Here is an 11079-nt window from a genome sequence, read left to right on the forward strand (position 1 = left end):
GTACTCGACGTCGATGAGCTCAAGGGCATCCTCCGCCACGTACCGGCTACTGGCCGCCACCGCCGCCACCGGCTCCCCGACAAAACGGGCCTTGTCCGCCGCCAGACAGTAGGTGCCCCACTCCGGTGGCAGGCTGGCCATCACCTGGGTCGTGCGCCGCGCCTCTTCACCGGTGACCACCGCCACCACCCCCGGCAGCTGCTCCGCGGCGCGGACATCGATGCGCGTGATGCGCGCGTGCGCATACGGGCTGCGCAGGATCGCACAGTGCAGCATGCCTTGCAGCACCACGTTGTCGATGAATTCGGTGCGCCCGGTCAGCAGCTGCGGATCCTCCACCCGGTTCACCGCCCGACCGACAAAACGGATCGCGCTCACCGGCAGATCCGACAGCGTCTTGGTCATCTCCGCAGCCATCGGCGCCCTCACCCCTCCCCTCTGCCAGAGGGAGGGTCGATCTTCTCCGAATGTAGGGGCGCAGCATGCTGCGCCCCTCCGGAAGCACGCGGAAAATACGGCATACGAAACCAGCGGCCGGTCATTTACCGACAGTCCCCGCGGCAGCGGGCAATGCCGCGCTGAGTTTCGTCGCCGCCAAGCGGACCGACTTGATGATGGCCTGGTACCCCGTACAGCGGCAGAGGTTGCCGCCCAGCGCCTCCTTGATCTCGTCGTCGGTCGGCTGCGGATGCTGCCGCAGCAGTTCATACGCCGACATCAAGAACCCCGGGGTGCAAAACCCACACTGCAGCCCGTGCTCTTCCATGAAGGCTTGCTGCAGCGGGTGCAGCTGGCCGTCCCGGCTCAGTCCCTCCACCGTCATCACCTCCGCGCCGTCGGCCTGCACCGCCAGCATCAGGCACGACCGCACCGCCTGTCCGTTCAACAGGATCGTGCACGCCCCGCAGGCCCCTTGCTCGCAGCCCACATGGGTACCGGTGAGTCCCAGCTCTTGACGCAGAAAGTCCACCAGCGTGGTCCGCGGTTCCACCGCCGCCTCATAGCTAACGCCGTTCACGGTTAGCCGAATCGGTCTCGGCGGTGTCATTCAACCCCCTCGCCGTCTCTGACGCGACGCCTCACGCCGCACCTCTGGCCCGCGCCGCCGCCTCGGCCAACGCGCGCCGCGTCAGCACCTGCGCCAGATACCGGCGGTACTCCGCCGAGGCGTGCACATCGGACAATGGTTCCTCGATCGCTTCGCTGACCCGCTGCCCGGCTTGCGCGAACAGCTTCTCACTCGGCTTCTGTCCGATGACCACCTGTTCCGCCGCCAGCGCCCGCAGCGGTGTGGGCCCCACCCCGAACAGCACGATGCGGCTCTGGGCGCAGCGCCCGTCGCTCCCCAGCCGCACCGTCACCACGGCCCCGGTCATGGCAAAGTCCCCGTGCCGGCGGGCGACTTCGGCGCAGGACCAGCCCGTATCGTTCGCTAGCGCCGGGAAGCGCACCTCGGTCAATATCTCCGTGGGCTCCAGCGCCGTGGTCAGATAGCTCACGTAAAACTCCGCCGCCGCAATCGTGCGCTCTCCCTTCGGCCCCACCACTCGCAGCTGCGCGTCCACGGCCACCGCCAGCGCCGGGTATTCGGCGGCTGGGTCCGCGTGCGCCAGTGAGCCACCCACCGTACCGCGGTTACGGATCTGCGCGTGACCGATCAGCAGCGTGGCGGCGTGGAGCAACGGCTGGCGGCTCTTCACCATCGCCGAGTCCTCCACCGTGCGCTTGGTGGTCATTGCCCCGATGGCCAGCCCACCGTCCGTCTCGCGCAGGTAGCGCAGCTCGGCCACTCTGCCCAGATCGATCAACAGCCCCGGCCGGGTCAGCCGCATGTTGAGCAACGGCATCAAGCTCTGCCCGCCGGCCAGGATCTTCGCCTCACTCTCGTGCTGTTGCAGCAACGACACCGCCTCCGCCACCGTCGTCGGCGCGGCGTACTCAAACCGTGGTGGTTTCATTCGTTCGATTCGCTGGGTTGCGCGCTCAGGGCATACTGTTACTTTGCGGCACGCATTGCACCCACAGCTCTCCTCTCGTTGCCGAGTATAACAACCAGACAAACGGTCGTTTGGCTCATACCGGAACTCCGCGCGAAAGAACAGAGCGAGTACCGCAAAATGTTCTCTGACTTGACTAACCAAACCCATTGAGGTTTTGGTCCGGCAGAAAGGATATCGCCATGAGCTGGACCAACTGGGAACGCGTTCAAGGCCCGGGGCTGGAATTCGAGGAAATTATCTACGAGAAGAAGTTTCATTCCGAATCGGAGGGCGGCGTGGCGCGCGTCTCGATCAACAAGCCGCAGAAGTTCAACACCATGACGCTAGGCACGGTGGACCAGATGTTTCGCGCCTTCTACGACGCCAACCACGACACCGCGATCGGCGCAATCATCGTCGCCGGCGTCGGCAAGCACTTCGGGGCCGGCGGCGACGTCGAGTGGGAGAAGTGGGGGCTGCGCGAAGCGTTTTACAACCGCTATCCGCACAACCGCCTGGTCCGCCTCTCCCGCAAGCCGGTGATCGCGGCGGTGCAGGGCTACTGCCTCGGCGGCCACAACCACTTCGCCTACTGCTGCGACTTCACCATCGCGGCGGAGAACGCGATCTTCGGGCAAGCCGGGCCGCGGGTGTCGAGCCCGGCGGACGGCTTTTTCGTCCCGTATCTGGTCAAGGTCGTGGGCGCCAAGCGGGCGCGCGAGATGTGGATGCTCTGCCGGCGCTACACGGCGCTGGAAGCGTACGAGATGGGGTTGGTGAACAAGGTGGTACCACTCGAGCAGCTGGAAGCGGAAGTGGACAAGTGGTGCGAAGAAATGCTTCAGCTGAGTCCCGGTTGTTTGGAAATTCTCAAAGCCGCCTTTGATCAAGAGATGGATGGCTACGCCGACCTCGGCGTCATTTCGAGCCAGTTCTATCCGGATTGGTTTGATACGCCCGAGGGCAAAGAGGGGGGCGCCGCCTTCACCGAAAAGCGCCGCCCGCAATTCTGGAAGCTGCGCAAACAAGAGCGGGAGATGCGGCAGGCGTTGGTGAAAAAATACGAGAAGAAGGAAGAGTGAACTCCCATGCGGACTTGGTTCCACGCCTTCCGAAGGTCGGTCGGCAGGACGCGGAACCGATCTCAACCCTCCTGCAATCGGTACAAGTCGTTCAGGAATTCGATCAGCAGGCGTTCGCGCAGAGACACCGGCAGCGCGTTGAGGATCTCGTTGATATCGGCCATGCGTTCGGGCAGCTGGTTGCCTTGGATTCCGGCCATGCCAAGCATCTGACTGAGAGATTCCTCGGTCAACGAAGCCGGATCGACGTTCGCTAGTGCGGACTTGATCGTCGCAGCCAGCTCGCCTGACTTCAGGTTCCGTGCTTTTTCCACGCACACCCGCAGATCAGAGAGAAAGGCATCGACCCATTTTGCGCTCGCCGGGTTGATCGACAGGTGAATGTTCTCCTTCGAGCTCTGAAAGCTGAGCTGCGGCTGGACGTACCAGCCGAGGGTCTTCATTTCGTCGATGATGTGGAAGACATTCACCGTGTCCGACGTGAAGGCGACCAGGTTCATGTCCGGCTGGCTAAGCAGGCGCAGGCCGTCGATCTGTTTGATACCGGCAGCAACCCGCCGCGTGGCGTCCAGCACCTGGCGCGCGATTTCGAGGTAGCCTTGGTCACCGAAGAAATGCAGGACGGCCCACGCCGCGGCCACCGGGCCTGCCGTTTTGGAACTCTGCACGGTGGCATTGATCACGGTGTAGCCGCTCCAGTTGGCGCAAGCATACATTTGATATTTTCGCAGGTCCTTGTTGTGGTAGAGGATGGTGGAGGCGCCTTTGGCGGCAAAGGCGTACTTGTGCAGGTCCATGGAGATGGAGGTCACGCCCGGCACATTGAATTCGAACTCCGGGACCGGCGCGCCCAAGCGGCGGAAGTACGGGAGCAAGAAGCCCATGCAGGCGTCCACATGCAAGAGCAGGTTGTGCTCCAGCGCGAGTTGCCCGATCTCACGGATCGGGTCGACGACGCCGTGGGCGTAGGAGACCGCTGATCCGACCAACAGGATGGTGTTCGGGGTGATAGCCTGGCGCATCGCCGTGACGTCGGCACGGAACGTTTTGGGATCGACGGGCGCCAGCACCGCCTTGACGTCGAGAAAGTGTCCGGCCTTTTGAAAGGCCGCGTGCGCGGTGGCGGGCAGGACCATTTCGGGTTGAGTGATCTTCGGGCGCTGGGCACGGGCGTAGTCGCGCGCGGTTTTCACGGCGAGTATGATGCTTTCCGTACCGCCGCTGGTGAAGTTGCCGACAACGTTCGCGTCGCCTTTGAGATGCGAGGCGGCGATGGCAATCACCTCGGTCTCGAAGCGCAGCGTGCTGGGAAACACGGTGGGGTCGAGGGCGTTCTCGGTTAGGTACATCATGTACGCTTGTTTGATGACCTCTTCCGCCTCCTGACCTGGATCGTAGATGTAGGCCCAGGTGCGCCCATCACGCCACGGCATGTCGTGGGCGCGGTACGCTTCCATCTGCTGAAACAGGGCCTCTCGCTTCATGCCTTGCGCGGGAATTTTCATCGACAGCCTCCTTGCGCGTCTGCCTGGGCGCGTGGGTGTGCTTACGCCACTGCCCGAGTGCGGGTCAATGGTGGAAGACGCCGACAGTCGAGAATCGAGAGTTGAAATGAAATGGCTGCTGGACCGAGCGGGTAAGTCTCTCCCTCCCGGATTCTGGCTCATGCGCCGGGGAGCGTGCGGATGTGGGCGGCAATGTGCCGAATGAACTCGCGGAATTGGGCTGGCCCGCGCTGCAGCAGGTCCCACACGACCGCCGTGTCGACGCGCAGATAATCGTGCACCAGAATGTTCCGAAACCCAGGCATGCCGCGGACCCGATTGACGAACTCCGCCGGCAGAATTCCGCCTTCTCCCAGCAACTCGATCACCTGGCGATAGGACTCCGGCGTACCCAACTGCTCCCCGGCAACCAAGTGACTGCTGATGTCCAATACGCATTCAATGGCGAGTTGGAGGCCGTGCTCAACCATCCACTGATTGCTCAGCTCGGAGTCGAAGGCCGAACGCGGAATCGTTTGCGCCAACCGTTACAACTCGGCGGTGTAGGCCTCGAGAGCGTGCAGACGGCGGCAGAGTGTTTCGCGGTCGATCATCGCTCCGCCGTGTAGCGGTCGAGCAGCGCCTGGTCCTGTGCGGCGCGCAGCGGCTGCGTGTCGAAGTACTCTCGACGGGCCGCGACTTCGAAGCGCACCCGTGCCACATCGTCGCGGCAGTAGACGAGTCGGCCGCGCGAGATGGCGCGCTCCTTCAAGAGCGGTGGCGCCGCGTTGAGGATGACGACATCAATGTCCGAGCGACGCAGGACCAACATCAGATCCGAAATCAGGGCGGCCTGAACGTCCCCCGATGCGGACACGCCAGGCTCCAAGACGACGGCGAAGTCGACATCGCTGAGCGCCGTGGCCGTGCCGGTTGCCTGCGAGCCGAACAGGTAGGCAGCAACCACTGGATAGCGCGCAAACACCGACGCGAGAGGCCGTGTGTCGATCGTCATGGATGCATCTTCGCACCCGCCTGGTAGAGCGTCAAACGCACTGCATCGGCACGGTCCCGACCTCCGCTGGCCCCCCGGATGTGATCGACGCTAGTTGCGACGCACCGCGGTGCCCGTGGCCACGACCGCATCACGGACGAGGTTGGCGATCTCCTCCGGCCCGAAGCCCAGTTCGGCGAGGATCTCCTCCGTGTGCTGACCCAGCATCGGCGGAGGTTTGCGGACACTGCCGGGCGTGCCGTGGAAGTGAATGGGGACACCAGTGACCCGAATGGGTCCGAGCTTCGGGTGCTCGGTGGTGACGAGCATCCGATTGTGCAGGATCTGCGGGTCTTCGACCGCTTCGGGAATCTCCTTCACCGGCGCCGTCAACACATCCGCGGCGATGAGTCGCTCGACCAGCTCCTCGCGCGTGAAGCTCTGGCAGCGCGCCTCGATCAGGCGGTCCAGCTCGTCCTGATGCCGCAGCCGGTTGTCGATGTCACGAAAGCGCGGCTCGTCCACCCACGACACGTCCAGCGCTGCGCACAGGTTGCGGAAAAACTTCTCGGAGGGACACGTGATGACGGCTTTCTTGCCATCCTTGCAGGGATAAATCCCGGAGGGCGCGAAGTACTGGCTGCGGTTGCCGGTTTTCGGGGTGACCTCGCCGGTGAGCAGATACGGCGCGAAGCCGGTGCATTGCGCGTGCAGTAACGCATCGAGCAGCGAAACATCGATGCGCTGGCCCTCGCCCGTTTGCGCCCGTGCATGCAGGGCCGTGAGCGCGGCGGTACTCACCAGCAGTGAGGTCATCACATCCACCACTGGAATTCCCATCCGCACCGGTGGGCCATCCGGGTGCCCATTCAAGACGAGCGCCCCAGCATATCCCTGGGCCAGAAAGTCGATCCCAGGTCGGCCAGCGTATGGCCCGTCGGCCCCGAACGCCGTTACCCCGATCCAGACGATGTCGTTGCGGTGCTTGCGCACGGACTCGTAATCGACGCCGAGGCGCGACAACGCCGGCTCACGGATGTTCGTGATCAGCACGTCGGTAGTGGCCAGGAGGCGGGCAAAGACCTGCTGTGCGGCCTCCCGTCTCAAATCCAACACCATCGCCCGCTTGTTGCGGTTGAGACTCAGGAATGGTGACCGCTCCCCCTCGCGCTCAGGTCCGAGGTGGCGGCTGTCGTCGCCGATGAAGGACTCGACCTTGATGACGTCGGCTCCGAGATCACCAAGCAACGTCGCCCCGTACGGCCCCGCGAGCATGGTGCCCATATCGAGGACGCGGATGCCTGCGAGCGGACCGGGGCTATTGTCTTGCCCCGCTCTCGACTCTCGACTCTCGACTCTCGACTTCCTTGTGGATTCTGTCGATTTTCCCCGAAACGCGCCTTTCGAGACGCCGCTAGATGAAGGCGGCTCCTCAGGGCGAGCGGAAGATTTCCTTTTAGATTCAATAACAATACCGCTCGGGCTGAGGAGGCCCCGTCGTTCCAGGGGCCGTCTCGAAGCCCGCCCGCTGGGTTTATCGACAGCATTCTTTGTCAGAGGATAGCCCCTTGCTCTTTGAGCTCTCCCACCTGCTCCCAGGAGTAGTCAAGCGTCTCGGTGAGAATCATCTCGGTGTCCTGCCCCAGCTCCGGGCCGAGGCTGTTCACCACCCCTGGGGTCTTGCTGAGGCCGATGGGGAGTCCCCGGACTTTGACCTGGCGTTGCACCTCTTCACAGTACGTCTCGACAAAGTAGTTATTCTCCCAGGCCTGGGGATCCGCGGCAAGATCCGCCAGATTCTGGATCGGGCTGGCGGCGATGCCCAGCGCGTTCCAGCGCTCCATCCACTCCGCGGCGCTGCGGCGCTTGATGACCTTGGCGAGACCCGAGATCAGCCGCTTGGCGTTGCGGTGACGTTTCTCCACGCTGTCGAAGCGTGGATCGCTCGCGACCTCGGCTCCGTCGAGACTCCGGCACAGCCGTGACCAGCTTTCGTCGGTGTTCGGCAAGCAGAGGAACACCCACTTATCCTTCGCCCGATACACGTTGCGCAGCGGATTCTCGGCCGTCTTCCTCGATTGCTGTTTCGAGTACTTGTCGCTTCCCGTCGCGAGATAGGCTTGGAGCGTGGGGGCAGTGAGGAACAGCTGCGCGCCGTAGAGCGAGGCATCGAGCATCTGGCCTTTCCCCGTGCGGTTGCGGTGATAGAGGGCCAGCATGATCCCCAGCGCCGACATCAGCCCGCCGTAGGCGTCGCCCGAACCCATGCCCAGATAAATCGGCGGCTGGTCCGGCTCGCCGAGGCGCGCCATGATGCCGGTGAGCGCTTGCACGGTCATGTCGAATGACGGCTTGCTCACCGCTCCAAAGCGCCCATATCCGGTATTGGTGGCGTACACCAGGCGCGGGTTGATAGCGCTGAGTTTCTCGTAGCCGAGTCCCCAGCTCTCCAGCAGCCCGATGCCCATGTTGGAGAGGAACACATCCGACTTCTCAACCAGGCGATACATGACCTCGCGGCCCGCCGGCTTCTTCAAGTCGAGAGCGATGCTCTTCTTGTTGCGATTGATCACCAGAAAGTACTGGTTCCAATCGCCCACCGGCAGCGCCTTGATGCTGCGCACGCCGCGGCCCTGATCGCCGCCCTGCGGGCGTTCGACTTTGATCACTTCGGCGCCGAAGTCAGCGAGGTGCTGAGCGGCCACCGGACCCTGAAACCACACCGTCAGGTCAATGACTCGTATTCCTTCCAATGCCCCGGCCACGTCTCTTCCTCTCTCTATGTTGTTCCAGCAACCCGCGTTGCTGGTTCCGACACTGCTTCTATCCCACGGCGACCGAAGGTGGCAACAAGCGCCGGCACAGGGAGCCCCAGATTCTCCCGGTAGCCAGACCGGAGCAGCCAGTAGTTGTAGGGTGGGCACTGCCCACCACTCTGATCTGTCTCCGTTGGCCGCAAGCTCGAAAGACGCTGGTCACTCGCCAATGGTATTGGCGATATCGGAAAACTCCGGAACCGAACCCCGCCGCACCGCGCAGCCGCAACACCAATTGGCCGCGTACGCCCCCTGCCGCACCCATCGCATGAAGCTGGAGTGCGGCCACAGGTGGGGGCATCTCACCAAACCATGCTTGACCGGGTTGTAGGTGGGCAGTGCCCACCCTACGGTTGCTTCGCCACGATCCTCTAAAGGATGGGGCGGTTGTCGGGGCCTATCCGGGAACCAGCCTGCTGCCAACGGCTGAAGTCCTTCCATCGAGTCTCTTTGCACTGAGAACAAGGACCTCCGCCAGTACAAGACTTGCAAAGATACGTTGACCATAGCTTACTCATCGAGTTCAGTACCTTTTCCCAATATTCAAGCGGGAGTGCTGGCGGGCGCCACTGGTGCGGTTGGTGTTGGTAGTAGATCATGATCGTCATCTCCAACTCCTTCCAAAGGCCGATGTCGAGATAAAGGTTATCGGTCTCAGGAACCTTCAGGGTCTCAAACCACGGCGTGACCTTGTTGCCTTGCTTGTCGTGTGTGACCATGCTCTTCTCCTTCCGTTCCTTTGGTGGCCTCAACAACAACTCGCAAACATCGCCCACGATGCCGTGAGTTCGCCACCGAGAGCTTGCGGCTACGGACTGGCAACGCAATCCGCGTGCGGTTGTCAACGCAAGCTACACCGTGACGGAACACGAATCGTAACGCCCCGACGCGAAACCAGCCGCGCCATGCCGACCTGCACGTACCAGACGGCGCGGAGCCCGTCTTACTGAAAGCGCCGTTACACCGTGACAGTCTGGACAGAGTCTTCGGCCTAGCTGCAGGACAGAGTGACCAGTTTGTGCAAGGCCTCGGGCGCAACATGGACGTGCCGCAAGGCGGGATCACCGCTGCACATGTAGCTCACATCCAAGTCCTTCGCGCAGCCGAAGGCTGGATCAGGTGCAGTGAACGTGATGCTGCAAACGGACTGTCCCAAACAGCTACCGAATACTGAAGACACATCGGTCGGAACCCCACAGTTAGCAGCATAGGTTGCGGTCACTGATTCGATCAGCGCCGCGCACCCGTTCAGGGCGTTGTTCACCGCTTCGAGGATCTGATCGACGGTGATCGGGCAGGCAGCGGCCGTGCAGTCGGAGCAAGGCGCGTTGCCGAGCGCGATGTCCCTAGCCATATCTGAGAAAAATTCTAAAGGTTCGTTTGGCTCAAAAGCCGCGCAGGCTTCCACGCATGTGGTTTTCTGACGTAAAGACATCAAAGCGGACCTGCGGTGGATCACCGCCTTGCCGCGATCGCGTTTGTCTGACATAGTGTCTGACATGAAAACCGTCACGCTTCGATCCTTGCGTCGGGACGCTGGTCTCCTGGATTCTGCTGCCGGCGGAGAGGAGATCTTGGTGACGCGCTTCGGAAAGCCCTACGTCCGGATTGTTCCGGCACAGCGGCCCCGGTCCTTTCTCGGAGCGGGGAAACACCTCGGCCTGAGGAGACCGGTGTCGCCCGAAGCTATTCCGTCGTCCGAATGGAAAGGCTTGCGGTGAGATACCTGCTCGACACGGCCCCATGGATCAACGGCGTGACCCTTCCAGAAGTGTTCCCGGAACGCGTCCGGCGCCTGTTGGCGTCAACCGAAACCAAAGGTCTCTGCAGCATCAGCTTGCTTGAGACAGCTATCCTCTATCGACTCGGCCGGCTGGATATTGAGGGCACACTGCTGCAGCTGTTCACGGCTGGATTGTCCGCCGACGTGCAAGTGCTGGAGTTGACGCCGGCGATCGCCGCGAAGACCAACGACCTCTCCGCAGACTTCCACGGAGACCCGTTTGACCGAACCATCGTTGCCACTGCCGCAGCGCGGAATCTGAAGCTGATCACCGCCGATCCAGTCATTCGAGACGCGAAGATGTGCGCTGTCGAGTATTACCCGTTCAAGCCATCGCGCTCCAGAACGTGAGCCTTCACGCAGTTTCTCAGCAACACCTCGGCGGCTTTGCACAAAAAGTCCGGTAACCAGCGGGCACCCTTCGATACGGCCGCTGAGAAGATGCGGCCTACTCAGGGTGAGCGGCAAAACACCTTGACATTGCACAACCAACCGCTCGTCCTGAGTAGCCGCCCTCTTTTGGCGGCGTATCGAAGGGCGCCCGCTGGGAGTTCTTGTGCAAGGCCACCCTCGGCGGTCTTGCACATAAAGTCGAAAGGTTCGACCTGCGGCGTGCGAACGCCATGGCTCGAATATACCCTCGGTCTGAACGCGTGAGCTCAGTCGCGATGATCTTCCCGGCGCACTTTTCGCACACGGACGGGAAACCCCATGCGCCGAAAGAGAACGGCCCAGCGGGTGAACACCCAGCGGGTGAAGGGCACAGCGTTCTCGGTAACGACTTCGGCGCCGATGCGGGCACCGGACAGCAGAATGAGGACGTCGTTCAGATGCGCGCGCGGCTCGATGTCTCCGTACACATGACGATGGCGACGGATCGCCTGCCCAGCCCGCGCCCAGTCTTCGGCATCGGGCACGGAAAGAAATCCGAGCGATTGATA

Annotated in this window: 13 protein-coding genes; 2 read left to right on the forward strand and 11 right to left on the reverse strand. The window is 62.5% G+C overall.

Going from position 1 to position 11079, the window contains the following annotated elements:
* From VF515_10385 to VF515_10395, 3 genes are all read right to left on the reverse strand, one after another.
* Window positions 1-417: xanthine dehydrogenase family protein molybdopterin-binding subunit (locus VF515_10385; GenBank protein ID HEX7408040.1), on the reverse strand; the 417-nt coding region annotated here is incomplete at its 3' end.
* A 121-nt stretch (window positions 418-538) separates the two neighbouring features.
* Window positions 539-1048, reverse strand: a complete 510-nt coding sequence (locus tag VF515_10390) for a (2Fe-2S)-binding protein (protein ID HEX7408041.1) — start codon at window positions 1046-1048, stop codon at window positions 539-541.
* Between the two features lie 31 nt (window positions 1049-1079).
* A complete protein-coding gene (locus VF515_10395; protein HEX7408042.1) occupies window positions 1080-1958 on the reverse strand; it encodes a xanthine dehydrogenase family protein subunit M in 879 nt (292 codons plus the stop codon).
* Window positions 1959-2179: 221 nt separating this feature from the next.
* On the opposite strand from VF515_10395, the gene VF515_10400 reads away from it, so the two are divergent.
* Window positions 2180-3061 (forward strand): enoyl-CoA hydratase-related protein, encoded by an 882-nt coding sequence (locus tag VF515_10400; protein ID HEX7408043.1) that lies wholly within the window; start codon window positions 2180-2182, stop codon window positions 3059-3061.
* A 62-nt stretch (window positions 3062-3123) separates the two neighbouring features.
* On the opposite strand, the gene VF515_10405 is transcribed toward VF515_10400, so the two are convergent.
* The 7 genes from VF515_10405 to VF515_10435 form a co-directional block, all read right to left on the reverse strand.
* The gene (locus VF515_10405; protein HEX7408044.1) at window positions 3124-4566 is read right to left on the reverse strand and encodes an aspartate aminotransferase family protein; all 1443 of its coding nucleotides are present in this window, start codon (window positions 4564-4566) and stop codon (window positions 3124-3126) included.
* A gap of 158 nt (window positions 4567-4724) precedes the next feature.
* On the reverse strand, window positions 4725-5090 hold the full coding sequence (locus VF515_10410; GenBank protein HEX7408045.1) for a DUF86 domain-containing protein: 366 nt from the start codon (window positions 5088-5090) through the stop codon (window positions 4725-4727).
* A 65-nt stretch (window positions 5091-5155) separates the two neighbouring features.
* On the reverse strand, window positions 5156-5560 hold the full coding sequence (locus VF515_10415) for a nucleotidyltransferase domain-containing protein (protein ID HEX7408046.1): 405 nt from the start codon (window positions 5558-5560) through the stop codon (window positions 5156-5158).
* A 90-nt stretch (window positions 5561-5650) separates the two neighbouring features.
* Window positions 5651-7138 (reverse strand): CoA transferase, encoded by a 1488-nt coding sequence (locus VF515_10420; protein ID HEX7408047.1) that lies wholly within the window; start codon window positions 7136-7138, stop codon window positions 5651-5653.
* Entirely contained in the window at window positions 7093-8304 is a 1212-nt protein-coding gene (locus tag VF515_10425) for a CoA transferase (GenBank protein ID HEX7408048.1), read from the reverse strand. Before VF515_10425 ends, VF515_10420 begins: the two co-directional genes overlap by 46 nt.
* A 422-nt stretch (window positions 8305-8726) precedes the next feature.
* On the reverse strand, window positions 8727-9074 hold the full coding sequence (locus VF515_10430) for a hypothetical protein (protein HEX7408049.1): 348 nt from the start codon (window positions 9072-9074) through the stop codon (window positions 8727-8729).
* A gap of 272 nt (window positions 9075-9346) precedes the next feature.
* The gene (locus tag VF515_10435) at window positions 9347-9868 is read right to left on the reverse strand and encodes a hypothetical protein (protein HEX7408050.1); all 522 of its coding nucleotides are present in this window, start codon (window positions 9866-9868) and stop codon (window positions 9347-9349) included.
* A 189-nt stretch (window positions 9869-10057) separates the two neighbouring features.
* Here VF515_10435 and VF515_10440 point away from each other — a divergent pair, with 189 nt between their 5' ends.
* Window positions 10058-10489, forward strand: a complete 432-nt coding sequence (locus VF515_10440) for a type II toxin-antitoxin system VapC family toxin (protein ID HEX7408051.1) — start codon at window positions 10058-10060, stop codon at window positions 10487-10489.
* A 308-nt stretch (window positions 10490-10797) separates the two neighbouring features.
* On the opposite strand, the gene VF515_10445 is transcribed toward VF515_10440, so the two are convergent.
* On the reverse strand, window positions 10798-11079 hold a 282-nt coding region (locus VF515_10445), incomplete at its 5' end, for a hypothetical protein (GenBank protein ID HEX7408052.1).

It is taken from the genome of Candidatus Binatia bacterium (assembly GCA_036382395.1).
In the GTDB taxonomy this organism is placed as follows: domain Bacteria; phylum Desulfobacterota; class Binatia; order HRBIN30; family HRBIN30; genus JAGDMS01.